The 24,597-nt window shown below is 63.7% G+C and carries 20 protein-coding genes and 11 tRNA genes; 11 read left to right on the top strand and 20 right to left on the bottom strand.

Annotation, left to right across the window (positions count from 1 at the left end; genetic code table 11):
• Window positions 1-24: 24 nt before the first annotated feature.
• The 4 genes from VX159_RS05295 to VX159_RS05310 form a co-directional block, all read right to left on the bottom strand.
• On the bottom strand, window positions 25-1,821 hold the full coding sequence (locus VX159_RS05295; RefSeq protein ID WP_371324941.1) for a thiamine pyrophosphate-binding protein: 1,797 nt from the start codon (window positions 1,819-1,821) through the stop codon (window positions 25-27).
• A 190-nt stretch (window positions 1,822-2,011) separates the two neighbouring features.
• On the bottom strand, window positions 2,012-2,902 hold the full coding sequence (locus tag VX159_RS05300) for a hypothetical protein (RefSeq protein ID WP_371324942.1): 891 nt from the start codon (window positions 2,900-2,902) through the stop codon (window positions 2,012-2,014).
• A 70-nt stretch (window positions 2,903-2,972) separates the two neighbouring features.
• Complete coding sequence (locus VX159_RS05305; protein ID WP_371324943.1) at window positions 2,973-3,350, bottom strand: cupin domain-containing protein; 378 nt, start codon at window positions 3,348-3,350, stop codon at window positions 2,973-2,975.
• 77 nt (window positions 3,351-3,427) lie between these two features.
• Entirely contained in the window at window positions 3,428-4,717 is a 1,290-nt protein-coding gene (locus VX159_RS05310; protein ID WP_371324944.1) for an HDOD domain-containing protein, read from the bottom strand.
• A gap of 341 nt (window positions 4,718-5,058) precedes the next feature.
• Between VX159_RS05310 and VX159_RS05315 the strand changes: the two genes are divergently transcribed.
• The 9 genes from VX159_RS05315 to VX159_RS05355 all read left to right on the top strand — a co-directional run bounded on the left by VX159_RS05315 (window position 5,059) and on the right by VX159_RS05355 (window position 14,062).
• Window positions 5,059-6,405, top strand: coding sequence for a replication-associated recombination protein A (locus tag VX159_RS05315; protein WP_371324945.1), 1,347 nt, complete (start codon window positions 5,059-5,061; stop codon window positions 6,403-6,405).
• Between the two features lie 15 nt (window positions 6,406-6,420).
• Window positions 6,421-7,071, top strand: a complete 651-nt coding sequence (locus tag VX159_RS05320; protein ID WP_371324946.1) for a DUF4126 domain-containing protein — start codon at window positions 6,421-6,423, stop codon at window positions 7,069-7,071.
• 31 nt (window positions 7,072-7,102) lie between these two features.
• Window positions 7,103-7,975, top strand: coding sequence for an alpha/beta fold hydrolase (locus tag VX159_RS05325; RefSeq protein ID WP_371324947.1), 873 nt, complete (start codon window positions 7,103-7,105; stop codon window positions 7,973-7,975).
• 64 nt (window positions 7,976-8,039) lie between these two features.
• Entirely contained in the window at window positions 8,040-8,465 is a 426-nt protein-coding gene (locus VX159_RS05330) for a bacteriohemerythrin (protein ID WP_371324948.1), read from the top strand.
• Window positions 8,466-8,539: 74 nt separating this feature from the next.
• On the top strand, window positions 8,540-9,136 hold the full coding sequence (locus VX159_RS05335; RefSeq protein WP_371324949.1) for a flavin reductase family protein: 597 nt from the start codon (window positions 8,540-8,542) through the stop codon (window positions 9,134-9,136).
• A 38-nt stretch (window positions 9,137-9,174) separates the two neighbouring features.
• Window positions 9,175-10,152, top strand: coding sequence for an ABC transporter permease (locus tag VX159_RS05340; protein WP_371324950.1), 978 nt, complete (start codon window positions 9,175-9,177; stop codon window positions 10,150-10,152).
• Window positions 10,152-11,699: an ABC transporter permease gene (locus VX159_RS05345; protein WP_371325495.1), complete on the top strand. Its 1,548-nt coding sequence runs from the start codon at window positions 10,152-10,154 to the stop codon at window positions 11,697-11,699. Before VX159_RS05340 ends, VX159_RS05345 begins: the two co-directional genes overlap by 1 nt.
• The gene (locus VX159_RS05350; protein ID WP_371324951.1) at window positions 11,696-13,726 is read left to right on the top strand and encodes a dipeptide ABC transporter ATP-binding protein; all 2,031 of its coding nucleotides are present in this window, start codon (window positions 11,696-11,698) and stop codon (window positions 13,724-13,726) included. The genes VX159_RS05345 and VX159_RS05350 overlap by 4 nt, the downstream gene beginning before the upstream one ends.
• A gap of 102 nt (window positions 13,727-13,828) precedes the next feature.
• Window positions 13,829-14,062 carry a hypothetical protein gene (locus VX159_RS05355; protein WP_371324952.1) on the top strand — a complete coding sequence of 78 codons (234 nt, stop codon included), beginning with the start codon at window positions 13,829-13,831 and terminating at the stop codon, window positions 14,060-14,062.
• Between the two features lie 320 nt (window positions 14,063-14,382).
• Here the strand turns inward: VX159_RS05355 and VX159_RS05360 are convergent, their stop codons facing one another.
• The 12 genes from VX159_RS05360 to gltX all read right to left on the bottom strand — a co-directional run bounded on the left by VX159_RS05360 (window position 14,383) and on the right by gltX (window position 18,686).
• On the bottom strand, window positions 14,383-15,960 hold the full coding sequence (locus tag VX159_RS05360) for a transglycosylase SLT domain-containing protein (protein ID WP_371324953.1): 1,578 nt from the start codon (window positions 15,958-15,960) through the stop codon (window positions 14,383-14,385).
• Between the two features lie 177 nt (window positions 15,961-16,137).
• A tRNA-Asp gene (locus tag VX159_RS05365) sits at window positions 16,138-16,214 on the bottom strand.
• A gap of 73 nt (window positions 16,215-16,287) precedes the next feature.
• Window positions 16,288-16,364: transfer RNA gene (locus VX159_RS05370), tRNA-Asp, on the bottom strand.
• A 12-nt stretch (window positions 16,365-16,376) separates the two neighbouring features.
• Window positions 16,377-16,452, bottom strand: a tRNA-Glu gene (locus VX159_RS05375).
• 27 nt (window positions 16,453-16,479) lie between these two features.
• A tRNA-Ala gene (locus tag VX159_RS05380) sits at window positions 16,480-16,555 on the bottom strand.
• Between the two features lie 72 nt (window positions 16,556-16,627).
• Window positions 16,628-16,704: transfer RNA gene (locus tag VX159_RS05385), tRNA-Asp, on the bottom strand.
• A gap of 12 nt (window positions 16,705-16,716) precedes the next feature.
• A tRNA-Glu gene (locus VX159_RS05390) sits at window positions 16,717-16,792 on the bottom strand.
• A gap of 27 nt (window positions 16,793-16,819) precedes the next feature.
• Window positions 16,820-16,895: transfer RNA gene (locus VX159_RS05395), tRNA-Ala, on the bottom strand.
• A gap of 72 nt (window positions 16,896-16,967) precedes the next feature.
• A tRNA-Asp gene (locus VX159_RS05400) sits at window positions 16,968-17,044 on the bottom strand.
• A gap of 12 nt (window positions 17,045-17,056) precedes the next feature.
• A tRNA-Glu gene (locus VX159_RS05405) sits at window positions 17,057-17,132 on the bottom strand.
• 23 nt (window positions 17,133-17,155) lie between these two features.
• Window positions 17,156-17,231: transfer RNA gene (locus VX159_RS05410), tRNA-Ala, on the bottom strand.
• A 60-nt stretch (window positions 17,232-17,291) separates the two neighbouring features.
• Window positions 17,292-18,686 (bottom strand): glutamate--tRNA ligase, encoded by a 1,395-nt coding sequence (gene gltX / locus VX159_RS05415; protein WP_371324954.1) that lies wholly within the window; start codon window positions 18,684-18,686, stop codon window positions 17,292-17,294.
• Between the two features lie 90 nt (window positions 18,687-18,776).
• Between gltX and VX159_RS05420 the strand changes: the two genes are divergently transcribed.
• A tRNA-Val gene (locus VX159_RS05420) sits at window positions 18,777-18,851 on the top strand.
• A 191-nt stretch (window positions 18,852-19,042) separates the two neighbouring features.
• On the opposite strand, the gene VX159_RS05425 is transcribed toward VX159_RS05420, so the two are convergent.
• Window positions 19,043-21,370, bottom strand: coding sequence for an acetate/propionate family kinase (locus VX159_RS05425; protein ID WP_371324955.1), 2,328 nt, complete (start codon window positions 21,368-21,370; stop codon window positions 19,043-19,045).
• A gap of 224 nt (window positions 21,371-21,594) precedes the next feature.
• Here VX159_RS05425 and VX159_RS05430 point away from each other — a divergent pair, with 224 nt between their 5' ends.
• Window positions 21,595-22,107, top strand: a complete 513-nt coding sequence (locus VX159_RS05430; protein ID WP_371324956.1) for a superoxide dismutase family protein — start codon at window positions 21,595-21,597, stop codon at window positions 22,105-22,107.
• 71 nt (window positions 22,108-22,178) lie between these two features.
• Here the strand turns inward: VX159_RS05430 and VX159_RS05435 are convergent, their stop codons facing one another.
• The 3 genes from VX159_RS05435 to VX159_RS05445 all read right to left on the bottom strand — a co-directional run bounded on the left by VX159_RS05435 (window position 22,179) and on the right by VX159_RS05445 (window position 24,593).
• Entirely contained in the window at window positions 22,179-23,123 is a 945-nt protein-coding gene (locus VX159_RS05435) for an alpha/beta fold hydrolase (RefSeq protein ID WP_371324957.1), read from the bottom strand.
• Window positions 23,124-23,146: 23 nt separating this feature from the next.
• Window positions 23,147-23,797 (bottom strand): TetR/AcrR family transcriptional regulator, encoded by a 651-nt coding sequence (locus tag VX159_RS05440; protein WP_371324958.1) that lies wholly within the window; start codon window positions 23,795-23,797, stop codon window positions 23,147-23,149.
• 76 nt (window positions 23,798-23,873) lie between these two features.
• Window positions 23,874-24,593, bottom strand: coding sequence for a phosphoadenylyl-sulfate reductase (locus tag VX159_RS05445; RefSeq protein WP_371324959.1), 720 nt, complete (start codon window positions 24,591-24,593; stop codon window positions 23,874-23,876).
• Window positions 24,594-24,597 lie beyond the last annotated feature (4 nt).

The raw sequence follows: 24,597 nt of genomic DNA on the forward strand, positions 1-24,597 counted from the left end.
TGGTATGGCTGGAGCCGCGACAGTTCAAAGTGCGCCACCCAGCATCTGCATTCGCAGATTGATCGGCGGCACGGCTTCCGGGTCGATGTACACATCGAGCAGGCAGGGGCCACCACGCTGGAGTATGGCAGGAATGTCAAGCGAGGCCATATCTTCCGGTGTCCGGATGGTGATCCCGTGCGCCCCCTGAGCCTGGGCGAGGGCAGCAAAATCGGTTGGGGGCAGTTCGTAGGCAATGCGTTCGGCGCCGGCCAAGCGTTGTCCGTGCTTGACCATGCCCAGAGCCTGGTCGTTGAGCACCACAAAGACAACGTTAAGTTTTTCAGCAACCGCAACGGAAATTTCCTGGCCGTTCATCAGCATGCTGCCATCGCCGGAAAGACAGACCACCGGAACTTCAGGGTTGCCGATGGCGGTACCGATGGCGCCGCCGATGGCCCAGCCCATCGGAGCAAAATCCATGGTCAGGCGCAGCCATCCGCCGGGCACCGAAGGTGTGGTGGTGGCTGTCGACGACACCTGGTCGAGGTTGTCAGGTTCGGCGTAACCACCGGGCATCAAATGCTGAATCGCCCAAGCGACGCTATTCCCGGCGTCGGCCAGAAAACGCGTGTGGGGGGGGAAACATTTCCCGAGTTCATGCATCAGTCGGGCCGGTCCGATCTGATCTGGCAGATTTGCACTTGTTGCGGAAAACACGGCCTGGTGGCTTTCGGTTTTCCACGTCGGGATGCCGGCTGCATCGGAGGGGCGTGGTGCGATGGCTTGGGGCGCCTGCCGCAGCAAGCAGGAGAAAATGCTTTGCAGGCGGCCTCGCACATGCAGGCGGGCCATGGGTGAGCGGGCCAGATGTTCGGCCGATTCGTCGATATGAATCAGCTTGTCGTTGAGCAGGGAGTGGCTCCAGCCGCTGCTGGTCCATTCGTTCATGCTGCTGCCGACAGCTAGGACCAAGTCAACGCTTGGGTCGCGCAGCAAGGCACCGGCCGCCGGATGGCCGGCGAAGCCGAAGACTCCGCGATACAGTGGGTCATTGGGCTCAATCAGCCCCTTGCCGTCGGGGGTGGTTACGTAAGGAACAGAGAAACGATGGGCGAAAGCCAGGATGTCGCCGATGGCTTCGCTGCAAGAGCCGCCAATCAGCAGGCAGGGGGTTCTGGCAGTGGCAAACAGTTGACAGAGCCGGTCTACTGCGTCCATGTCGATCAGCGAGGCTCCACGCAATTTGTCCATCAATTGGTAGCTTGGAGCGGGAACCGGGCTGGGCATTTTCATGATGTCCAGCGGAATGGTCAGGTGGACTGGTCCGCAAGGGGCTCGCATTGCCCTCTGGAGTGCTGTGACCAATTTGGTTTCAAACTGCTCCGGGTGCGAGATCAGGGAATCGTAACGGGTGCAATGGCGGAACATGCCAAGGGTGTTAACCCCGGTGCAGGCAGATTCTTGCAGGGCTCTACGGCCAAATGACGGAAGCGAAGGCTGGCCGGTGATCACCAACATCGGGATGCAGTTGTCAAAAGCACAGGCAACGCCGGTGATCAGATTGGTGGCGCCGGGGCCGGAAGTGGCGCAGCAAACTCCGATTTTTCCGGTCTCGCGGGTATAGGCATCGGCCATGAAGGCCGCCCCCGATTCATGGCGGGCAACTACTGGACGAATTCCACCGCGTCTCTGGCTGCGGGCGATGGCGTTGTACAGTGGTTCAATGGCGCCGCCTGGGACGCCGAACACGTGACTGACACCAATTTGCTCAAGGTAGGCAACCAGCAAGTCGGCGATTTGCATATCGGTTTGGGCGTGGCTGATGTTGGCCATTGGCATCAATTATCGCGAAAATAATGCCAATTGTAAGATTGTGATGAAAAAAAAGCTATGACCTATGTCATATGCCGTTGAGTTTAATTTGGATTGTTGCAATGCCCAGCGGGAGCAGAAAAAGGGGGAGCCGAAGTTCCCCCGGACAGGCATGGCGAATCTATTGCCTGTTTGTCGGGCTGAATCACTCAGGGAGTCAGATTCTTGCCGCCTGCTTGCCGCCTTGGCTGGCATACAGTTCCAGCGCGCGGCGAGTCGCGTAAGGCTGGGTTTCGCCGTTGATCTGCAGGTCGCGGTTGCGGGTATCGGACGCATTGCTTTGACCAACCCGCAAGTTGTCGCTGCTGTTGTTGCTGCGGCCGGCGCTTTCCGGTGCCTGGGCTGCGCGGGCCTGTTCGGCCGCACGCGTGGCACCGTAGGCAATGGCGTCATTGACCGATCGGAACTGAACGCGTTCGTTGCGACCGGCACTGCTGCTGGCTTCGCTGGCGCTGCTGCTGGTGGCGTTGCGGACTGCGCTGGCGGTTGCCGGACTGGTCGTTGCGCGGGTAAGTTGCTCGTTGCTGCGGCCAGGAACGGTGGCTTCGCGCGTGCTGGCTTCAAGTGTCGCTGCGCTGCGGGCCTGTTGTTGCTGTTCGGAGCGGGCAGTAGCGGGGCGGCTGTTGCCGTTGCTGGCCTGGGTGTCGGTGCCCACCTGGCGGGCTGCCTGCTCGGTGGCTTTCCGGGTGCCGTAGGCAATTGCTTCGTCAAGCGAACGGAAGCTTTGGCGCTGGGGGCGTTCGTTTGTCTGTGTCTGGCTGGCGGCGTTCGAGGCTGTCTGGTTCTGTTCTGCCTGCAATCGGGCCTGGGCCTCGCGGCTGATGCTGACACGCGTTGACTCGACCGGTGCCGAAGTGGGGCTTTCCAGCCGCTGGCGGGCGCTGACGGCGGCATTGGTGTCGGCACCGACTACCTTGCCGATGCGAGCCGCTTCGTCAAGGCTGCGCGAGAGTCCTGACAACTGACGCTCCGAACGGGCTTGCGCCAACTGGGAGCGGTAGGCTTCCTGAGCCTGGGTGGGGGACGCGATGGCAGTGGTTGACATCATGAGCTCCCGTCAAAAATGGAGAGCCTTGATTTTCCGCCTTTTTTCCGGGTTTGTATATGGCCGTCCGGTTTCAGTCGGCAGCCTCCAGAATCTCGGTATCGGCGGGATCGTAGGCCGGGCTGCAGCAGCACAGGAGGCGAAGTTCCATCGGCCAGGTGTTGTGCAGGCGGTGAGGTGTTCCGGGGGGGATCAGTACGGTATCGCCGGGGCCAACCGCAAAGCTTTGCTCGCCAAGGGTCATCGTGCCCTGGCCGGCGAGGAAGTGGTAGATTTCCTCGCTGTTCCGGTGGCGGTGCAAGGCGGTGCGGCGGCCGGAGTACACCGTGGCTTCGGCCAGACTTTGCTGCCGGTTCCCATGGTGTCTGGGATGTAGCAGTTCGCGGATTTCAGAGCCGTCCTCGGTGATGAAAGGCTGGGTGTCGTTGTATTTGTGCAGAGGGAGCGTCATGGTGCGCTGAGGGGAGGCCGGAAAAGCCGATTTTCGCCGAAAATCGGCTTTTCCGGCAGTTGACCGTGGCAGCGAGGCTACAGGGTTTGCAGCATCTCCTGCGTGGCTGCTTCGATTTCGGGAAGCAGTTCCGCGTAGGCCTCATCGAGGTCGGCCGCATTCCAATCGGGGTTCTTGTCAAGCATTCCCGCCTGGCCGCCACCTGCGATGTGGTTGGCGGCATGGACGACATCGGCCAGCGACAGTGGGCGCGGTGGTAGTGGGCGTGGCTGGTCGTGATCGCCGACGGCCGTGACGATGTGCTCGGGCATCCCAAGTGCAGCAAGCAGGGTCTGGCCGATACTCTCGTGCCACTCGAAAACCAGGTACTTGACGGTGTCCGGGCGAATTCGCAGTTCTTCGTACTGGGCGGCGCGATAGATCATGTAAAAGGCCCCGAGGTCATGCACCAGGCCGGCCAGTTGTGCATCTTCGGGACTGATTGCCGTCAGCCGGCGGGCAATGACCCGGGCAGCGCAGGCGCTGCGCACCGAATGCTCCCACAGGTGGCGGGTCACTTCGCCAAAACTGACCAGATGGCGTGACAGCATGAACTGCTGCATGGCGATGCCCATCACGATGCTGCGTACGGCATTGACCCCAAGGCGGGTGACGGCGCCGCGCAGGTCGAGCACCTTGCTGCCGCCGTAGATCGCGCTGTTGGCTTGGCGCAACACTTTCGAAGAGACTAGCGGATCCAGCGAGATCACATTGCTGACGTGATTGAGGGTGAAGTCCGGCTTTTGCAATACCTCGCGCAGGCGGACGATCAGGTCGAAGCAGGTGGGGAACACGACATCGCCTTCGAGTTCCTTGGCAATGTCTTCGAGCATCTGGAAGCGTTGCTGGGCGAGGGCAGAGCCCTTCTTGTCGAATTCCGGGGGCAGGGAAATTGCCGGCAGATGTTCGCGAGCGGCGGGTCGGGCCGGCGGAGGTGCTGGTCGACTGCGTTCAGGGGTCACCCTGGCGGCAGGTGGCGGCAGCGGAGCGACGGTCGGGCGAGGCGGGGTCAGAGGCGGCGATTGGGGCAGCGCTGCCTGCGGGATCGCCGGCAGCACGCTGGGCACCAACTCGGCGCCGGCAGACGGTGGCTGCGCCGGCGTCGGTCGCAGCAGCCAGAATGCCAGCAGCGCCAGCAGGCAGCCGCCACCGGCACCAATCATTAGCCGGCTGTTGCGTGCCAGATGGGGCAACAGGCCAGCTTCCGCCAGTTTGCCGAGCAGGGCGTAGCTGATCAGGCTACCGAGCAGGAACAGAAGGGGCGGGAGCAGCCAGACCAGTAGCTTGTCGGTGAAGTTTTGCGAAGAGGCGGGAAGCGGCGGGTTCATCAGGTACAGCAATCAGGCAAAAAACAGTGGGGGCAACGCAGCGGTCGGCGTCGCGAAAATCAGGTGGCGGTCGCTGGCATTTTCCGGCTGGGCGCGCATGGAGAACATCCTCGGTGCCGATACGGCAAAAAAGAGGCAACTGGTGCGCCAGTTTAGTGCAAATCGGGGCCTCACCAGCCGGGTGACGCAACTTGCCTGTAAACTGCTTTGCTCCCCCGAATGGATGGGATGCGCCGGGCGGTGGCGTTGCCGCCAGTCCGGACTGGCCTTTTTGCCGATCCGCCCCTACCATGCCCGGGCTCCCCGTAGTGCGGGGGCGTTTTTTGCCTGGACCCAGTGATTTGAGCGACCTGTTTTCCTCTCCTCCCAGTGCGGCCACTGCGGCCGGCGATGCATCTCCAACAGCAGGCGGGGTGCCGCTGGCCGAACAATTGCGGCCGCAGACCCCGGACGACGTGATCGGCCAGCAGCACCTGCTCGGGCCGGGCAAGCCCTTGCGCCTGGCGTTCGCTTCCGGGCAGCCGCACTCGATGATCCTGTGGGGGCCGCCCGGCGTCGGAAAAACCACGCTGGCGCGGATGATGGCGACCCAGTTCAGCTGCGAATTCATCGCCTTGTCGGCCGTGTTCTCCGGGATCAAGGAAGTCCGCGAAGCGGTTGCCCAGGCGGAAGTCTGGCGGGCACAGGGACGGCGCACCATCCTTTTTGTCGATGAAATCCACCGCTTCAACAAGGCGCAGCAGGATGGCTTCCTGCCGTTCGTCGAAAGCGGACTGTTTACTTTCATCGGTGCGACCACCGAAAACCCGTCGTTTGAAGTCAATTCGGCCTTGCTCTCGCGCGCCTCGGTCTATGTCCTGAAGTCGCTTGACGAGGGCGAGATGGGGCAGCTTTTTGACCGCGCCTGTGAGCGGGCGCTGGCCGGTTTGACGTTCGACGAGGCGGCACGGGCACGGCTGGTCGGCCTTGCCGACGGCGATGCCCGGCGTTTGCTCAACCTGCTCGAACAGGTGCGGACAGCGGCGCATACCGCCGGCTTGACTACGGTCGACGGGGCTTTCATCGAAGAAACCATGGCGCAGAACCTGCGCCGCTTCGACAAGGGCGGTGATGCCTTCTACGACCAGATTTCGGCTCTGCACAAGTCGGTACGTGGCTCCAGCCCGGACGGTGCTCTCTACTGGCTGAGTCGCATGCTCGACGGCGGCGCCGATCCGCGCTACCTGGCCCGCCGCATCGTCCGCATGGCCTGGGAGGACATCGGCCTGGCCGACCCGAGGGCGATGCAGATCGCCAACGACGCGGCGCTGACCTACGAACGCCTCGGCAGCCCCGAAGGCGAACTGGCCCTGGGGCAGGCGGTGATCTACCTGGCCGTTGCTGCCAAGTCGAACGCCGGTTACAACGCCTACAACCAGGCTCGCGCCTTTGTCAAACAGGACGGTTCGCGGCCGGTCCCGGTGCACTTGCGCAACGCGCCGACCAAGCTGATGAAGGAACTTGGTTACGGCAAGGCCTACCGTTACGCGCACGACGAGCCGGAGGCCTACGCCGCCGGCGAAAGCTATCTGCCCGAGGGCTTGCCCGAGCCGGGCTGGTACCGGCCGACGCCGCGCGGGCTGGAGGGCAAGATCGGCGAGAAGCTCGCGCACCTGCGCGAACTCGACCGCAAGGCCGGCAAGAAATAGGCTTGGGGTGACCGCATGGACCCGGCGTTCGATCCGCTTGCCAGTATCGCGCTTTCAGCCGGCCTGGCCTGGGCCAGCGGCTTGCGCCTGTATCTGGTGATTTTTCTGGCCGGCTTGCTGGCGCAAACCGGGCATTTAACCCTGCCGCCAGCCCTGGCCGTGCTGCGCGAGCCGCTGGTGATCGGTGTCGCCGGCTTTCTTGCCCTGGTCGAGACGATTGCCGACAAGGTGCCGCTGTTCGACTCCTTCTGGGACAGCCTGCAGACCTGGATCCGGATTCCGGCCGGGGCTTTGCTCGCGGCGCTGGCGGTCGGCGAGACTGGAGGGGCGAGCGGGGCCGCCTTGAATCTGGCCGCCGGCCTGCTTGGCGGTACGATCACTGCCGGCACTCACTTTGCCAAGGCTGGCGGACGACTGGCGATCAACCTGTCGCCTGAGCCGGTGTCGAACTGGCTGGCTTCATTCGGCGAAGACAGCATCGTCCTCGGCGGGCTCTGGGCGATGCTGGTCAAGCCCGCGCTCTTCCTCGGTCTGCTGGCCCTCTTCCTGCTTCTCGCCGGGCTGGCGATCCGCGTTTTCTGGGGCTTGCTTGGCGGCCTGCTGCGCCGCTTGCGGCAAGCACCGGCGGGTGGCCGGTTTTTCGGCAAATTCCACGGTCGACCGTAAAATCGGCCGTTTTTCACCGTCACGCCTCGCCATGCACCAGCCCTGCCGTACCGAAACCATCGCCATTCGTGGTTTGCGCTACCAGATTCGCCACTGGGGGGCGGAGGCTGCGCCCAAGGTATTTTTCCTGCATGGCTGGATGGATTCCTCGGCGACTTTCCAGTTCGTTGTCGATGCCTTGCGCCAGTCCTGGCATGTGATCGCCCCGGACTGGCGAGGCTACGGCGGCAGCGAATGGCTGGGCCGGCCGTACTGGTTTCCTGATTATTACGCCGATCTCGACGCGCTGCTGGCGCATTACTCGCCGGTGCTGCCGGCGCAGATCGTCGGGCATAGCATGGGCGCCAATATCGCGGCGACCTACGCGGCGCTGCGCCCGGCGCGGGTGGCGCGGCTGGCGATGCTCGACTTCCTTGGGCTCAAGCCCGATCCGGCGGTCGATGCGCCCACCCAGCTCGGGCAATGGCTGGATGAAATCGGCCGCCGTCCGCGCCTGCGCCACTACCCGGACTGTGCCGCGCTGGCGCGCCAGCTGCGCGCCGCCAATCCCCGCCTGAGTAGCGAGCGGGCCGATTTTCTTGCGGCCCACGTCAGTTGCCCGACGGCCGAGGGCGGAGTGACGATGGCGTGCGATCCCTGGCACAAGATCGCGGCGCCGACGCTGTACCGGATCGACGATGCGCTGGCCGCCTGGCGCAAGATTGAGGCCCCGGTGCTGCAGGTGATTGCTGATGCCGGTTTTGTCCAGATGCGCTTTGGCCGGGAGCCTGCCGAGAAGCAGCGGCGGCTGGCTGCCTATGCCAAATTGCGCATTGTTGAGATTGCCAATTCCGGCCACAATCTGCAGCACGACCAGCCGGAGGCCGTGGCGGCCGCCCTTGAGGAATTCCTTTTCCGCGATTGAGGGCGCGAACCGAAGCGAAGTTTGCCGGTCGGAGCAACATCGACCGCGTGTTGGGGAGGACGGCATGGCTGATTTGGATCGGCGCTTCAGTATCGGGATACCAGAAATCGACGCACAGCACGCGCACTGGATCGCCATCATCGAACGGTTTCGTCGTGCGGCGGCCGGTCACCAGCTTGACCCACAGGGGATCGAGGCGGCCATCACCGCACTGAATGAACTGGTCGCCTACACCCACCAGCATTTTGCCTGCGAGGAAAAGCTGCTGCAGGCCCATGCTTATCCCCGGCTGGCCGAGCATTGCCGGGCTCACCGCGAGATCGAGCAGCAACTCGACAGCATGCGTAGCGATCTGCTCAATCAGCGAACCCGGCGGCTCTCGCTCAAGCTCAACCTGTTTGCCACGATCTGGTTGTTCGAGCATCTGCTCGGCGCCGATGCCGACTACGCCGATTTCTTGCGTGCCAAAGGTGTGGTCGCGGTCGCTTGAGCGTGTGTTGTGCCGGTCAGGCGGTCGGCATGGCAGAATGGCGGTCTGCTGACTGCTGTCCACGATCAATTCCGATGTCTGCGCTACCGCTTGCTCCCGTCGAACTCGCCAAGTCCTATCTGCTGCTCAACCACGGCCCGGTCACGCTGGTTTCCAGTGCTGCCGGCGGTCGCCGCAATGTGATGGCGGCAGCGTGGGCAATGCCGCTCGATTTCAATCCGGCCAAGGTCGCGGTGGTGATCGACAAGGCCACCCTGAGCCGCGAACTGATCGAGGCCAGCGGCGAATTCGTCCTCAATCTTCCCTGCCGGGCAATTGCCGCGCAGGTATTGGCTGCCGGCTCCTTGAGCGGACGCGACTTGCCTGCCGGTGACGATAAGCTGGGCCATTGCGGCCTGGCGGCCGAGCCGGGGCGTGCGGTGGCGGCGCCGTTGCTTGCCGGTTGCGTCGGCTGGCTGGAGTGCAGGGTGATTCCCGAGGCACACAATCAGCAGGCCTACGATCTGTTCATTGGCGAAGTGGTGGCCGCCTGGGCCGATCCGGCGGTGTTCGCCGACGGACGCTGGAATTTCCCCGACGCTGACCGGCACACCATTCATTACCGTGCCGGCGGTCATTTCTTTGCTACCGGCGAGGCGTTTTCGCTGCCTGCCGGCAGCGCCGACGATTGATCCCTGCCCAGCCGCCCGGCCTGGCCTGACCTGCGTCCATGCTTGCCTACATCGTCCGCCGCTTGCTCTATGCGATCCCGATCCTGATCGGGGTGAACCTGATTACCTTCGCGCTGTTTTTCGTCGTCAATACGCCGGATGACATGGCGCGGATGCAGCTCGGGGTCAAACGGGTGACGCCCGAGGCGATGGCGCGCTGGAAAGCCGAGCGCGGCTACGACAAGCCCTTGTTCGTCAATCCGGCGGCCAGCGGCACCGGAGTGCTTAGCGAAACCATCTTCTTCGAGAAATCGGCTTGCATGTTCGTCGGCGACTTCGGCCGCGCCGAGGATGGCCGCGATATCGCCCGCGAGATCGGGCAGCGGATGGGCCCGTCGTTGGCGATTGCGCTGCCGACTTTCGTTCTCGGCCTCTTCGTTGCCATCGCGGTGGCGCTGACCCTGGCTTTCTTCCGCGCCAGCGCGCTCGACTTCTGGGGCGTCGTGCTCTGTGTCGCGCTGATGTCGATTTCCGGGCTGTTCTACATCATCGGCGGCCAGTACTTGGTCGCCAAGATCTGGAAACTGGTGCCGATCTCGGGCTACGGCGAGGGCCTCGATGCCTGGCGCTTCCTGATCCTGCCGGTGGCGATCGGGGTGGTCTCCGGGATCGGTTCGTCGGCCCGCTGGTACCGCAGCATCTTCCTTGAGGAGGTGGGCAAGGATTACGTGCGTACCGCCCGCGCCAAAGGCTTGAGCGAAACCGTGGTCTTCTCGCGGCACATCCTCAAGAACGCGCTGATCCCGATCCTGACCGGCGTGGTGGTGGTGATCCCGCTGCTGTTCATGGGCTCGCTGTTGAGCGAATCCTTCTTCGGCATCCCCGGCTTGGGCAGCTATACCATCGACGCGATCAACGCGCAGGATTTCGCCGTGGTGCGGGCGATGGTCTTCATCGGTTCGCTGCTCTACATCGTCGGCCTGATCCTCACCGATCTGTCCTACACCCTGGTCGATCCACGGATTCGATTCTCATGATGCCCTTCCAGATCGTCGTCCTCTGGTCCGACCTGCTGGTCTGGCTGCTTTTTGCCTCGGCGCTCGGCTTTGCCCTGCTGGTCCGGCGCAGCCCGCCACTGCGCAGCGCCTGGCGACGGGTCGGGGCCAGGCGCTCGGGGATGGCGGCGGCGACTGTGCTGCTTTGTTTCGCGCTGGTCGGCCTGCTCGATTCGCTGCACTATCGGCTGCGCTTGCCGGCCGCTACCGAGCCGGCGGGTGGTAGCAAGGCCTCGGCGCAATACGCGGTCGAGGTGCTGTCGCTGCTCGACGCGCTGGCTGCGCCCTTGCGCACACGCAATGAAAAAACCTATTCGGCGCCGTTTGCGACCCGGCTGCTGGCCAAGGAAACCCGCGAAGTCGCCGGCGTCGGCACCGTCCGTGAGCAGCCGCGGCTGAAGCACGGCGGCGCGCACCTCGGCGAGAACGAGACCGAGCTTGCCGCCGATGTCGGATTCACCGCCTTCCGCTACGCCGCCCTTGGCTTTCTCGGCTGGGCCTTGCTGACGCTGGCGCTGCTGAGCGGCTTGCGGCGGTGCGCGGCGGACTGGGGCACCACCTCAGAGTCCTGGCAGCAAATGGTGCTGGCGCCGGAGGTGAAAGCAAAATCGCAAGTTTTCACGGTCGACCGTGAACCCGGGCAAAAATCGGAGCTTCCCGGTGCCTGGGCCTTGTTGCGTGGCGCTGCCGGCGGGGCAGGGGGCGCGGCGGGCGGCGGCCTGGCCTGGGACGCGGTGCTGGCCGTGCTGCTCCTGCTCGCCTTGCTGCTGCCCCCCTTGTTCGCGCTGGCCGGCGATTACCACGTCTTCGGCACCGATAAGGTCGGCCAGGACGTGCTTTACCAAGTGCTCAAGAGTATCCGCACCGGCCTGATCATCGGCCTGGTGACGACCTTGGTGATGCTGCCGCTGGCGGTGCTGCTGGGGATCGCCGCCGGCTATTTCCGGGGTTGGGTGGACGACCTGATCCAGTATCTCTATACCGTGCTCAATTCGATTCCCGGCGTGCTGCTGATCGCTGCTGCCGTGCTGATGATGCAGGTCGTGATCGACACCCATCCGCAGTGGTTCTCGACGGCAGCCGAGCGGGCCGACCTGCGACTGCTGGCGCTCTGCTTCATCCTTGGCATCACCTCGTGGACCGGCCTGTGCAGGCTGTTGCGCGGCGAGACGCTGAAGCTGCGCGAACTTGAATACATCCAGGCGGCGCAGGCTTTCGGCGTCTCGCACGCGCGGATCATCGGCCGCCACATCCTGCCCAACCTGATGCACATTGTGGTGATCGCGCTGGTGATGGATTTTTCCGGGCTGGTGCTGGCCGAGGCGGTGCTCTCCTACGTCGGGATCGGCGTCGATCCGACGATGACCAGCTTCGGCACGATGATCAACAACGCCCGTCTTGAGCTGGGCCGCGAGCCGGTGGTCTGGTGGTCGCTGGCGGCAGCCTTTGCAACCATGTTCGTGCTGGTGCTGGCGGCCAACCTGTTCGCTGACGCGGTGCGCGACGCCTTCGATCCGAGGATGCAATGATGAAGGCGCCGGTGCTGCTCGAAGTCTCCGATCTGCGTCTCGGCTTTGCCGCCGGCAGTACGCTACAGGTCGCGGTCGAGTCGGTCTCGTTCGCGCTGGCGGCTGGCGAAACCTTCGCCCTGCTCGGCGAGTCGGGCTGTGGCAAGTCGGTCACCGCGCAGGCCTTGTTGCGCCTCTTGCCGGCGGCCGGGCGGGTACTCGGCGGTTCCGTGCGGCTGGCTGGCGAGGAGTTGTTGAGCGCGCCGGAGACTGCGATGCGCGAACTGCGCGGGCGGCAGCTGGCAATGATTTTTCAGGAGCCGGCAACCAGCCTCAATCCGGTGCTGACCGTCGGCGAGCAGATCGGCGAGGTGCTGGCGCGGCATCCCGATCTGGCTGGCGCTGGACGTGCGCAGTTGCGTGAATGTTTGCGCGAGCGGATGCGCGAACTGCTGCGCCAGGTCGGGATCGCCGACCCCGAGCGGCGGCTCGACGAGTATCCCTTCCAGCTTTCGGGCGGCATGAAACAGCGGGTGATGATCGCGATGGCGCTGGCCGGCGAGCCGCAGGTGCTGATCGCCGACGAACCGACGACCGCGCTCGACGTCACCGTGCAGGCGCAGATTCTCGATTTATTGGCTCAAGTGCAGGTCGACCGTGGCATGGCGATGCTACTGATTACCCATGACCTCGGCGTGGTCGCGCGGATGGCGCAGCGGATCGGCGTGATGTACGCCGGCGAGTTGGTTGAAGTCGCGCCCCGCGCTGATTTCTTCACCGCCCCGCGCCATCCCTACAGCCAGGCCTTGTTCGCCGCCTTGCCCGACGCCGGGCGGCGCGGCCGGCCTCTACAGACGATTCCCGGACAGGTGCCGGGGCTCGACGCGATGCCGCCGGGCTGCCGCTTTGCCGAGCGTTGCCCGCAGGCGATGCCGCGTTGCCGCGAGCAGGCGCCGGAATGGCGCGAGGTTGCGCCGGGGCACCGCGTCCGTTGCCACTGGCAGGGGGCGGCGGCGCAGCCCCCGACGCCTCCGGCAAGCAGCGAAACAGCGCCCGTCGGGCAGGCGCCATGCCTGACGGTGCGCGACCTGAAAGTGCATTTCCCGATTCGCAAGGGCTTGCTGCAGCGTACCGTCGGCCAGGTTTACGCGGTCGACGGCGTTTCCTTGGCGATTTCTCCAGGGCGCACGCTGGCGCTGGTCGGCGAGTCCGGTTGCGGCAAGACCACCGTCGGCAAGGCGCTGCTGCAACTGCAGCCGCCGACGGCCGGTTCGGTGCGGCTCGGCGACCTGGAACTGGTCGGCCTTGGCGGCCGTGCGCTGCGCTCGGCGCGGCGGCAGCTACAGATGGTGTTCCAGGATCCGTTCGCTTCGCTCAACCCACGCCTGCGTGTTGGTGAAATCATTGCCGAGGGGATGCTGGCGCTGGGCGGCGAGGGCGGTGGCGTGGGGGATCAGGCGCGGGCGGAACAGCGGGTAGCAGCGGTTGCCGCCTTGTTGCAGCAGGTCGGCTTGCCGGCCGCTGCTGCCGGGCGTTATCCGCACGAATTTTCCGGCGGCCAGCGGCAGCGGATCGCGATTGCTCGGGCGCTGGCGGTGCAGCCGCAGGTGCTGGTCTGCGACGAGCCGACCTCGGCCCTTGACGTATCGGTGCAGGCGCAGATTCTCAACCTGCTCAAGGCGCTGCAGGCCGAACTGGGCGTCGCCTACCTGTTCATCACGCACAATTTCGCGGTGGTCGAGTATCTCGCGCACGACATCGCGGTGATGTACCTCGGGCGCATCGTCGAGGCCGGACAGGCCGACGAGATCCTGCGCGCACCGCGCCATCCCTACACCCGGGCGCTGCTCGCGGCGGTGCCGCAACCGCGCCTGGAGGCTGGTCGGGCGGCGGCGCACTTGCCGGGCGAAACTCCGTCGCCGGCACAGCCGCCGCGCGGCTGTCACTTCCACCCGCGCTGCCCGCTGGCGGCGCCGCGCTGCCGCGAGGAATACCCCTCAGCGCAGGCGCTTTCGGCGACGCACACGGTCCACTGCCACTTCGCGTAAAAAACCACGCCGACCGGCGGTCTGCTTGCCGGGGCGTTGGCGAATCGGTGGCGACCGGCAGTTTGCGGCAAAATGTCCAAATGACATTTGGGAGGAGTGGAGATGAACGAGCAAGCAATCGAGAAAGCGGCGCAGCAGATTCGCGCTTACCTGGCGGCGCGACCACAGGCAGCCGATACCTTGGAAGGAATCCATCGCTGGTGGATCGATTGGCAAGACCAAGACCGCGAGGAATCGCCGGCGGTGACGCTGGCTGCGCTTGAACAGCTGGCCGCCGGTGGCGAACTGGAAAAGCTCAACTTGGGCGGGCGCAATCTGTGGCGCCGGGCAGGTTGACCGCGTTGCGCACGTTCAGCCGGGAATAATTGACTGTCTCACGCGGCAGCGGTGAGGCCACTACCGGCACGGCCTGCGGAGTCGGAACTGGTGTCGCTGTATCCGGGACGCGCGGATCAGGGCAGGCGGCATTCGGCCTGTGTGCTGTCGGCCGCCTTGGTTGGGCATCGGGTGGCGGCAAATTGGCGCAGTTCAGGCAGCACAGTGCAAGCGGTTAGGGGCAAGATTTACGGTCGACCGGATGAACCGACAAAAATCCGGTGATCCGGGCGGTTTGCTCAGGCCGGCGGCTGGTGGCGTGGAGCGCTTGGCGGTGCGGCTTAGCCGCGGCGGCCGTTGCCCGACTTGGCGACCTTGGCCGGAGCAGCATTCTTGCTGGCAGCCTGCTTGGCGGGAGTCGTTTTGGCTGCAGCGGTCCGGCTCTCGTTGCGGGCTTGTGCGACGCCGGCTTTGCCGTTGCTCTTGCCAGCGATACCGGCGAGTGGCAGTTTGGCCGCCTTGCCACTCGTTTCCTGGCGAGCAGTCTGCAGTGCCTTTTCACCTTTGCCCTTGCTGCTGTCGCGACTGGCAAACTTGTCGCCGGCCTTCCCGGTCTTGCCGCCCTTGGCCTGGCGCAGTACGGGCTCGGGTTCGACGATCTGCGGCAGGGCGGGGGCTTTCATGTAACGCGCAATGTCCTCGCTGCCTTCCCCGGCCGGGACCAGCAGGGTCGAGCCAGCCCCCAGCCGGATTTTTGCCGGCAGGCTGTTGACCTGCTGCAGATCAGAGAGGCGGATGCCGAAACGGTTGGCAACCTGGTCAAGGCGCTCTCCCGATTTCAGCGTATAGGCTTGCCATTCGGACAGTGGCGCCTGGTGGCTTTCGAGATTGCTGCGGAAGGTGTCAAGCTTGTCGGCCGGAATCACCAGCGGGGTATCGGGCTTGATCACCGGGCGGTTGTGTGCCGGGTTGAGGCGGACGAATTCCTCGGTGCTCATCCCGGCCAGTCGGGCAGCCGTCTTGATGTCCATCGCCCGCGGGGTTTCGAGGGTGGCGAAATAAGGACGGTTGGCAATTTCCGGCAGGCCCAGTTGCGCGACCAGGGCAGGGTTACCGAAGATGTTCTTCAGTGCCTGCAATTTGGGTACGTAATGTCGGGTTTCCGGCGGCATGTTCAGGCTGGCGTAATCGGTTGCCTGTCCGCGTGCCAGATTTTTCTCGATGGCCTTCTTGACCGCGCCTTCGCCCCAGTTGTACGAAGCCAGTGCCAGATGCCAGTCACCATGCATGTCGTAGATAGTTTGCAGATAATCGAGCGCCGCACCGGTCGAGGCCAGCACGTCACGCCGCTGGTCTTGCCACCAGCTTTGTTCCAGATTGAAGCGCTTGCCGGTTGCCGGGATGAATTGCCACAGCCCGGAGGCGTGAGCGCGGGAATAGGCCATCGGGTTGAACGAACTCTCGACCATTGGCAGCAGCGCCAGTTCAGTGGGCATCCCGCGCGCCTCTAACTCCTCGACGATGTGGTGCAGGTAAGGCCTGGCGCGATCAACCATCCGACGCAGTGCATCGGGGCGATTCTGGTACCACTGCTGGTAATGCAGGGTCAGGTCATCACTCAGATTGTTCATCGCGAAACCATTGCGCAGGCGAACCCACAGACTGTCCTGTTCGCTGGTCAGGTCAATGGTACGGCGCAGTTGGGGGGCGGCCTTCAATTCCTGAGTCGTGAGCGTTTCTGCAGGAGAAATTTCGCTGGGATTGGCAACTGCTGGTGAGAGTAGTGAAAGCAGCGGAAACGATGTCTCGGCTACGGGGGGTTGTTCCGCCGCAGCAAAGCGGCTTAAGCCGAGCAGGGCAAGTCCGGCGCCGGTCAGGGCAAAACGACGAACGGTGAGCAACAGGTTGCGATCAGGCATCAAAACAGGCTCCCGGCAGAAACTTGACGACTAAACCGAAGATTATAGCGCAAACGTGCTGCCAACTTGCTGCCAACGTGCACAGGCCTGCCGCTTCAGGCATTTGCTGGTCTGGGTTGGGGGGTAAATTGTGGCTGAAAATGAAAAAAGCCCTGAAAGATCAGGGCTTTTGGAAGCTGGCGGAGTGGACGGGGCTCGAACCCGCGACCCCCGGCGTGACAGGCCGGTATTCTAACCAACTGAACTACCACTCCGTTTTACTGAACTGCTGTTGCAGGTGCGATTGCCTGCCACCGGAAATAGGTGCTCCGGCGCACTTTAACTGGTTGGCGGAGTGGACGGGGCTCGAACCCGCGACCCCCGGCGTGACAGGCCGGTATTCTAACCAACTGAACTACCACTCCGCGCATAAAGCTTGGCGTCCCCACGGGGATTCGAACCCCGGTTACCGCCGTGAAAGGGCGGTGTCCTAGGCCTCTAGACGATGGGGACCCGGACAAATTGTGCAGTCTGGTCGCTTGGTGGAGGTAAGCGGGATCGAACCGCTGACCTCTTGCATGCCATGCAAGCGCTCTCCCAGCTGAGCTATACCCCCACAAGGAGACAGCCAGACTACGTTTCGGTCTTGCGACCCGGAAGGCAGTGTTTGCTGCAACCCGTAAATCGTTGGCGGAGTGGACGGGGCTCGAACCCGCGACCCCCGGCGTGACAGGCCGGTATTCTAACCAACTGAACTACCACTCCGCGCATAAAGCTTGGCGTCCCCACGGGGATTCGAACCCCGGTTACCGCCGTGAAAGGGCGGTGTCCTAGGCCTCTAGACGATGGGGACCCGGACAAATTGTGCAGTCTGGTCGCTTGGTGGAGGTAAGCGGGATCGAACCGCTGACCTCTTGCATGCCATGCAAGCGCTCTCCCAGCTGAGCTATACCCCCACAAGGAGACAGCCAGACTACGTTTCGGTCTTGCGACCCGGAAGGCAGTGTTTGCTGCAACCCGTAAATCGTTGGCGGAGTGGACGGGGCTCGAACCCGCGACCCCCGGCGTGACAGGCCGGTATTCTAACCAACTGAACTACCACTCCGCGCATAAAGCTTGGCGTCCCCACGGGGATTCGAACCCCGGTTACCGCCGTGAAAGGGCGGTGTCCTAGGCCTCTAGACGATGGGGACCCGGACAAAACTACCTTCTTCTTTGGTGGAGGTAAGCGGGATCGAACCGCTGACCTCTTGCATGCCATGCAAGCGCTCTCCCAGCTGAGCTATACCCCCGTCGAAGAAGGCCGCATTATAGGGAGTCTCTTGCCTCTTGTAAAGGGCCTTCTGCGGTTTTTAGAGATATTTTTTAATTGATGTGATCACGCGCTCGCGGCCGAGCAGGTGGACTACGGCATCTACTGACGGAGTCTGGGCCTGGCCGGTCAGCATCACACGCAGCGGCATCGCCAGTTTCGGCATCTTCAGCCCGTGTTTGCCGACGGTTTCCTTGATCGTCGCGGCAATCGCCGGGATTTCCCATGGAATGTCGGCCAGTGCGTTGGCAAAATCGGTCAGTGCCGGACGGGCCTCCTCACCAAGGTGCTGGGCGAGCAGTTCCGGTTGGGCTTCAATGTTGCAGTAAAACACTTCGACCGCGTCGGCCAGTACGTTGAGCGTATTGCAGCGGTCGACATAGAGGGCGCAGGCAGCTTCCAGGCTGGGGCCGGTAGTGCAATCGATGCTGCGAGCAGCGAGGCGGGGCGCGATCTTGGCGGCCAGCTCGGCGGCCGGCAGCTGTTTCATGTAGTGCTGGTTCAGCCAGAGCAGCTTTTCGGTGTTGAACTGGGCGGCGGAGGCGGTGATGTGGTCGAGGTCGAACCATTCGACGAACTGCTGGCGCGAGAAGACTTCGTCGTCGCCGTGCGACCAGCCAAGGCGGGCCAGGTAGTTGATGACCGCTTCCTTGAGGAAGCCGTCCTCGTCGTACTGCATCACCGATACGGCGCCGTGGCGCTTCGATAGCTTGGCGCCGTCGTCACCGAGAATCATCGACAGATGGGCGTAGGTCGGCACTTCGGCACCGAGGGCCTTGAGGATGTTGATCTGGCGCGGCGTGTTGTTGACGTGGTCGTCGCCACGAATGACGTGGGTGATGCCCATATCCCAGTCGTCGACGCAGACGCAGAAATTGTAGGTCGGGGTGCCGTCGGCGCGGGCGATGATCAGGTCGTCAAGTTCGTCGTTGCTGATTTCGATGCGGCCCTTGACCGCGTCGTCCCAGGCGACTGCGCCGCCCTTGGGGTTCTTGAAGCGAACGACCGGGTCGATGCCCGCCGGTGGGGTGGGCAGGGTCTTGCCTTCTTCCGGGCGCCAGCGGCCGTCGTAGCGCGGCTTGATTTTCTGCGCTTCCTGCTCGGCGCGCAGGGCGTCGAGCTCTTCCTTGCTGGTGTAGCAGTAATAAGCATGGCCTTGGCTCAGCATCTCCTGAATCACCGCTTTGTAGCGATCCATGCGCTGCATCTGGTAGTAGGGGCCGTCGTCGTGCGTCAGTTCCAGCCAGGCCATGCCGTCGAGAATGGCTTGGACCGCTTCCGGGGTCGAGCGGGCAACGTCGGTGTCTTCGATGCGCAGCACGAAGGTGCCGCCGTGGCGACGGGCGTAGGCCCAGGAAAACAGCGCGGTACGGGCGCCGCCAATGTGCAGGTAACCGGTGGGGCTGGGGGCGAATCGGGTGCGGACAGGCTTCATGAGATGCATCGGCAAGAAGGTAAAGTCAGCATTTTAGCCGACTGTGTTTGACTCGCGGCATCGGCTATGCTTTAATGTCGTCTTTCCGATGGGCGGTTAGCTCAGCGGTAGAGCACTGCCTTCACACGGCAGGGGTCACTGGTTCGATCCCAGTACCGCCCACCACAGCTTTCGGAAAACAGATCAGGCCATCCTTGCGATGGCCTTTTTGTTTTTCGCTGCCGGCCTCGCTATTGTCAATGCACGCAAGGCAAAAAAGGCTATTTTCACGGTCGACCGTGAATAACTGCGATTTTTCTCAAGCCAACTAAAGAAAACGGCGCGTCAGGCGCCGTTTTCTCGGTGTCAGGCCGTGATCAGGCGCGGCTCTGAATTTCTTCGATGTAGCCGAGCATGCCGGTCTTGAGGTTGCCGGCGTTGCCTTCGTCGGTATCGATGTGCATGGCCAGGCGGAAAGCCGGGTTCACTCGCACCACGACGTCGCCGAAGATCAGTTCGCGCTCGCCTTCGACGCGGACGCGGACAACGTAGTTGTCGCGCACCCGGAAGCGCATCGCGTCTTCCGGCGCCATGTGGATGTGGCGCTGGGCGCAGATCACGCCGCGCTCGATGGTGGTACTGCCGTAGGGGCCTTCCAGCGTGATCCCGGGCGTGCCGGCGAGGTCGCCGGATTGGCGGATTGGCGGTTGCACACCAAGTTTGAATTGCTCGGTCATCGCGATTTCAACCTGGGTTTCCTTGCGCGTCGGGCCGAGCACGCGGACATTGGCGATGCGCCCCTTGGGGCCGACCAGATGCACCTTTTCCTCGCAGGCGTACTGGCCGGGCTGCGACAGTTCGTGCATTGGCGTCAGCTGATGGCCGGGGCCGAACAGGGCTTCGACGTCGGCTTGCGCCAGATGCACGTGGTGGGCCGAGATTTCGACCGGGATCGCCGGCGTTTCTTCGGCCTTGGCTTCGAGCAGCAACTGGTTGCGTTCAATGGCGCGCAGGGTTTCCCAGGCCACCAGACGTTCGTCGTCGTTCGCGATGATCAGGATCTTGACCGGTGAATCGTCGGTCGAGACGACTGCGTAACCGTCGACCGGGCCAAGGTTGCGGTTCTTTTCCTCGTCGAGTTTGATGCCCATATAGCCGAGGCCCTGGCAGGCCAGGCTGCGCACCGTAGCGCTGCCTTCGCCGATGTCGCCGGTGAAGGCGAGGACGTCGATCCCACCCATCGCCGCCACATAGGCGCCGATGTTCTTGCGCACCTGGTAGCAGAAGGCCTTGTGCGCGAGCAAGGCGCGGTGATGGCCTTCGGCGGCGGCTGCCTCGATTTCCGTAATGTGGCTGGAGATGCCGGAAATCCCCTTGAGGCCGCTTTCGCTATTGATCAGCGCCGACAGGTCGGCTGGCGACATCTTGTGCTCTTGCATCAGGTGGATCATCACCGCCGGGTCGATGCTGCCGGAGCGGCTGGGCATGATCAGGCCGTCGGTCGGTGTCATCCCCATTGTGGTGTCGACCGAACGGCCATGGTCGATGGCGCACAGCGAGGCGCCGATGCCGAGGTGGCAGGAGACGATTTCCAGCTCGCCGAGTGGCCGTTGCAGCACTTCCGCCGATTTCAGCGAGACATAGCGGTGCGAGGTGCCGTGGAAACCGTAGCGGCGAATCCCGTGCTGCTTGTACAACTCGTAAGGCAGGCCGTAGAGGTAAGCGTAGGGCGCCAGCGTCTGGTGGAAGGCGGTGTCGAAGACGGCGACCTGCGGGATGCCAGGGAAGGCCTTGAGCGCGACGCGGATGCCGGCCAGGTTGGCCGGGTTGTGCAGCGGCGCGAAGACCGACAGTTCCTCGATGTCGCTCATCACCGCCGGGGTGACGACGACCGAGCTGGCGAACTTGTTGCCGCCATGGACAACACGGTGACCGATGGCGGTTACGTCTTCCGGATGAAAGGTGAAGGCGGGGCCCAGTGACTTGCTCGCCTCGACCATCACCTTGAACAGATCGGATAGCTTGAATTGCGGCCAGTCCAGTTTTTTTTGCTGGGGGCCGACGTGGACCGTGACATGGGCCACGTCGCGGTCGGCCTGGTCGATGATGCCATGCACGTCGGCGCCGCTTTCGGCGGTGTTGTAGATGCCGAAATGAATCTGGCTGATGCCGACGTTGAGTGCGACCACCTTGCCCGGCCGGTTGTTGATCAGCGACAGTGCATAGGGATCGCTCGATTTTGCCGGGTTGCCGTGGTTGACCGTGGCTTCTGCTTCGCTGGCGCTCAGCGCGCGGATCCGTTCGGTGAGCAGACGGGACAGGTAGGCGACCGCCTTGGGGTTGGTCAGGATGTGGGTATTGAATACATCCTGCGGAATCAGGAGCACAAAGCAGCGGTTACCGGCGATCACGTCGGCGGCGATCCGCTCGCCGGTGAGCAAGGACATCACGCCAAAAGCATCGCCGACGCCAAGCTGGGCGACGACGCTGCGGGCGCCGGTGTTGTCGCTGACTGAAATTTCGGCGTGGCCGTCAATCAGGATGCCGAGATGCTGGCTGTCATCGCCGGTTTCCAGCATCGCCTCGTTGCCTTCGAAGGTCGAAAGGCGGGACAGACCGATGATTTCGTCAATCTTGTCGGCGCTGAAGTGTTCGAACAGCTTGACCTGTTCCAGAAAAAAACGTTTGAGATCGATTTCGCTCATGATGTTCCTCGGGTTTGAGCAAGTTTACGGGCGCAAGACTACCGTAATGTTGCGGTGCAGCAAATAGCCTGGAGCAAAAATCCTGGCCTGAATCAGGGTTTTCCCGAACCCGATGCCGGTCGGCTGACGTATGCTGCCGGGACGCGGCAACGATTCGGGGGAAAGCATCCGCCCTCGCTGTTGCTCTGTGACCCTGTCCGATAGCTAACCACAAGGAGAAAACCATGCATCCAGTTCGTTGTTCGCTGTTGCTTGCCGGCTTGGTGCTGGCACTTTCCGGCTGCGTTTCGCAACCGGCCAAACCTGGTGCCAGCGCCGAATTTCAGGCCCGTTCGGGCAGTCGCGTCAGTGGCAAGGTGGTGTTGAGCGATCTTGGCAGCGACAAGCTGCGGGTCGAGGTCGATGCTCGCGATGTCCCGCCCGGCGAGCACGGTTTCCATATCCATGAGGTCGGTGACTGCAGCGCCGCCGATGCCAGCAGCGCCAAAGGACACTACAACCCGACCGGCAAGCGGCACGGCCACCACGACAAGGCCGAGCGGCATGCCGGCGACTTGCCCAATCTGGTGGCCGATGCGGGCGGCGTCGTTAAATACAGTGCCGACGTCAAAGGGGTGTCTCTTGGTGATGTGATAGGCCTTAGCCTGATCGTCCATGCTGACCCCGACGACTACATTTCGCAACCGGCCGGCAACAGCGGCAAGCGGATTGCTTGCGCGGTGATTCGCGGATTGTAAGCATCTCGTCGCAGGGGCGCCCTTTGGCGTCCCTCGGCCCTGGCTGCCACCGGCAGCCAGGGGGGGCGTGCTCAATAGCAGCGGCTCACTGAGGCTGGCGTTGCCTGCGTCCCGATTTTTTCTCCGCGCAGGTAAGCCAGCACCGCCGCGATCACCGGCGCGGCTTGCAGCAGGCGTTGGTGGCCGAGTCCGTCGGTCAGCAGGATGCGCGCCTGCGGCCAATGCTGGCCGATGTGCAGCGTATGCCCGACGGCCAGTGCGCGGTCGCTGCGGTCGTGGATCAATAGGGCAGGGTGGGGTCCGACGGGCAGTTCAGCCAATTCGAAACGCCGCCAGGGGGTGGCGAATTGCTGCTCCAGCCGGAATTGCACCGCCGCGCGCAAGGTTTCCGGCAGCCCGTACAGCTCCGCGTATTGCCGCGACAGGGCCAGCAGCGACGCCGCCGGCGCGAGCAAAAGCAGGCGCGTGTCAGCATCGGCGCCGGGTAGTGGCCGGCCGTACAGCGCCAGGGCAGCGGCGCTGGCACCGAGCGAGTGGCCAATCAGGCCGGCCAGGCGAACGCCGCAGGCAGCAATCGCAGTGGCGGCAGCCTCAAGGCTGGCGATGAAAGCTGGCAGACTGGATTGTTCGCCAGGACTGTCGCCGTGCGCCGGGTGCTCGGGAATCCACAATTGGTAGCCAGCGGCCAGCAGCGGGGCGACGAAGGGCTGCCACTGGCCGCCATGGCCGCCCCAGCCGTGGCTGAGGATCAATGCCGGTGCGCCGGCAGGACCGATGACGCGGCAGGCTATCCGCTGGTCACCGGCGTTCAGCAACTGCTGTCGGCATGGTGCGGGAAAGTCATGCGGCGGGGCGACCGTGCGCTGCGGCGGCGTCAGAAAGCGCCGTACCGCCTGGCGGGCGGTCCAGCGTGGCGCAAGGCGGATGGCCAGGCGACTGAGCAGGGCGCCGCCGTGGCGAATTATAAAAGACCGAACGGTCGTGCTATTTTTGGCGCTGAGGGTAGGCAGGCTCATGGCATGACTCCTGGAAAAGGAACTTAGGGACGGACGGTGGGAGGCGCCACGATACTCGCCGGCGTTTCGCCGGCGGCTGCAGCGAGTAGACGGGCGAAGGCGAGTTGGGCCTGGGTGCCGGATTCGGGATCCTGGTACAGGATGCGGCTGCGGTAACAGCTGGCAATGATGCCGAAGGTTTCGAAGGCGAATTGCTGCGGCGTGACGGCGCCGGAAAATTCGCCGAGGGCCATCGCAGCGTTGACGTTCTCGGCAATCGCCGCGTCAAGGCGGCGCATCTCGCGTTCGAGGGCGTCGCGCATCGGGCCGGGCTGGCTGTCGTACTCGCCCAGCGCCGACATCATCGGACAGGCCGGCAGGCCGCTACGCTTGGTCCATTGCAGCCAGTGGGCGAACAGCGCGCTCAGCCGGGCGCGCCCGGCCGGCGCCGCCAGTGCCGGCTGGTAGACAGTTTCGATAAAGCGGCGGACGACTTCGTCGAGCGCCGCCAGTTGCAATTCTTCCTTGGAGCCGAAATGGGCGAACAGGCCGCTCTTCGAGAGCCCGGTCTGGCTCGCCAGGCCGCCGATGGTCAGCGCCTCGAAACCGGCCAGCGCTGCTTGCTGGACGGCGGCATCGAGAATGCAGGCGCGGGTCAGTTCGCCCTTGCTGGCGGTGGTGGCGGATTTCGACATGGAGTAATAATAGAACGGTCGTGCTATTTATTCAAATAAAAAAGCGGACCAAGGCGTCCGCTTTTGCTTTCCGGGGTCAGCCCTTGACGTGCAGGCCGCATTCCTTGGATTCGGGGTTTTCCCACCACCAGCGGCCGGCGCGCACGTCTTCGCCGGGTGAAATGGCGCGGGTGCAAGGGGCGCAGCCGATACTCGGGTAGAACTTGTCGTGCAGCGCGTTGTACGGCACGTTGTTCTCCTTGATATAGGTCCACACTTCCTTTTCGCTCCAGCTGGCGAGCGGATTGAATTTCTCCAGCCCGTTGCCTTCGTCGTATTCCTGCACCGCCAGGTTGCCGCGGGTCGCCGCCTGCTCGGCGCGCATGCCGGTGATCCAGGCGCGCTTGCCGGCCAGCGCCCGCTTCAGCGGTTCGACCTTGCGAATCGCGCAGCAGGCCTTGCGCAGCGTGACCGAGTCGTAGAAACCGTTGATGCCCTGGTTGCGGACATACAGTTCGACGTCGTCGGCGCGCGGAAAAAACACGGTCAACTGGGTTTTATAGTGTTTTTCCACCGCGCCCATCAGATCGTAGGTCTCGGGCGGCAGGCGGCCGGTGTCGAGGCTGAAGATCTGGATCGGCAGCTTGTGCTTCAGGATCAGGTCGGTCAGCACCATGTCCTCGGCGCCGAGGCTGTTGGCGAAGGTCGCCGGGGCGAAGTCGCGGGCGATGCGGGCCAGCAGTTGCAGGACTTCGCCGGTCTTGGTCGCTACGCTGGTCGAGAGTTCGGGCGTGATGCGGAGCAGGTTCGGGGTCATCGGC

It is taken from the genome of Dechloromonas sp. ZY10, assembly GCF_041378895.1.
Lineage (GTDB): Bacteria > Pseudomonadota > Gammaproteobacteria > Burkholderiales > Rhodocyclaceae > Azonexus > Azonexus aquae.

Excerpts from the sequence above, each read along its gene's own strand:
- VX159_RS05295 (WP_371324941.1), bottom strand. The coding sequence starts at position 1,821 with ATGCCAATGGCCAACATCAGCCACGCCCAAACCGATATGCAAATCGCC.
- VX159_RS05300 (WP_371324942.1), bottom strand. The coding sequence starts at position 2,902 with ATGATGTCAACCACTGCCATCGCGTCCCCCACCCAGGCTCAGGAAGCC.
- VX159_RS05305 (WP_371324943.1), bottom strand. The coding sequence starts at position 3,350 with ATGACGCTCCCTCTGCACAAATACAACGACACCCAGCCTTTCATCACC.
- VX159_RS05310 (WP_371324944.1), bottom strand. The coding sequence starts at position 4,717 with ATGAACCCGCCGCTTCCCGCCTCTTCGCAAAACTTCACCGACAAGCTA.
- VX159_RS05320 (WP_371324946.1), top strand. The coding sequence starts at position 6,421 with ATGGACCCGGCGTTCGATCCGCTTGCCAGTATCGCGCTTTCAGCCGGC.
- VX159_RS05325 (WP_371324947.1), top strand. The coding sequence starts at position 7,103 with ATGCACCAGCCCTGCCGTACCGAAACCATCGCCATTCGTGGTTTGCGC.
- VX159_RS05330 (WP_371324948.1), top strand. The coding sequence starts at position 8,040 with ATGGCTGATTTGGATCGGCGCTTCAGTATCGGGATACCAGAAATCGAC.
- VX159_RS05335 (WP_371324949.1), top strand. The coding sequence starts at position 8,540 with ATGTCTGCGCTACCGCTTGCTCCCGTCGAACTCGCCAAGTCCTATCTG.
- VX159_RS05340 (WP_371324950.1), top strand. The coding sequence starts at position 9,175 with ATGCTTGCCTACATCGTCCGCCGCTTGCTCTATGCGATCCCGATCCTG.
- VX159_RS05345 (WP_371325495.1), top strand. The coding sequence starts at position 10,152 with ATGCCCTTCCAGATCGTCGTCCTCTGGTCCGACCTGCTGGTCTGGCTG.
- VX159_RS05350 (WP_371324951.1), top strand. The coding sequence starts at position 11,696 with ATGATGAAGGCGCCGGTGCTGCTCGAAGTCTCCGATCTGCGTCTCGGC.
- VX159_RS05355 (WP_371324952.1), top strand. The coding sequence starts at position 13,829 with ATGAACGAGCAAGCAATCGAGAAAGCGGCGCAGCAGATTCGCGCTTAC.
- VX159_RS05360 (WP_371324953.1), bottom strand. The coding sequence starts at position 15,960 with ATGCCTGATCGCAACCTGTTGCTCACCGTTCGTCGTTTTGCCCTGACC.
- gltX (WP_371324954.1), bottom strand. The coding sequence starts at position 18,686 with ATGAAGCCTGTCCGCACCCGATTCGCCCCCAGCCCCACCGGTTACCTG.
- VX159_RS05425 (WP_371324955.1), bottom strand. The coding sequence starts at position 21,370 with ATGAGCGAAATCGATCTCAAACGTTTTTTTCTGGAACAGGTCAAGCTG.
- VX159_RS05430 (WP_371324956.1), top strand. The coding sequence starts at position 21,595 with ATGCATCCAGTTCGTTGTTCGCTGTTGCTTGCCGGCTTGGTGCTGGCA.
- VX159_RS05435 (WP_371324957.1), bottom strand. The coding sequence starts at position 23,123 with ATGAGCCTGCCTACCCTCAGCGCCAAAAATAGCACGACCGTTCGGTCT.
- VX159_RS05440 (WP_371324958.1), bottom strand. The coding sequence starts at position 23,797 with ATGTCGAAATCCGCCACCACCGCCAGCAAGGGCGAACTGACCCGCGCC.
- VX159_RS05445 (WP_371324959.1), bottom strand. The coding sequence starts at position 24,593 with ATGACCCCGAACCTGCTCCGCATCACGCCCGAACTCTCGACCAGCGTA.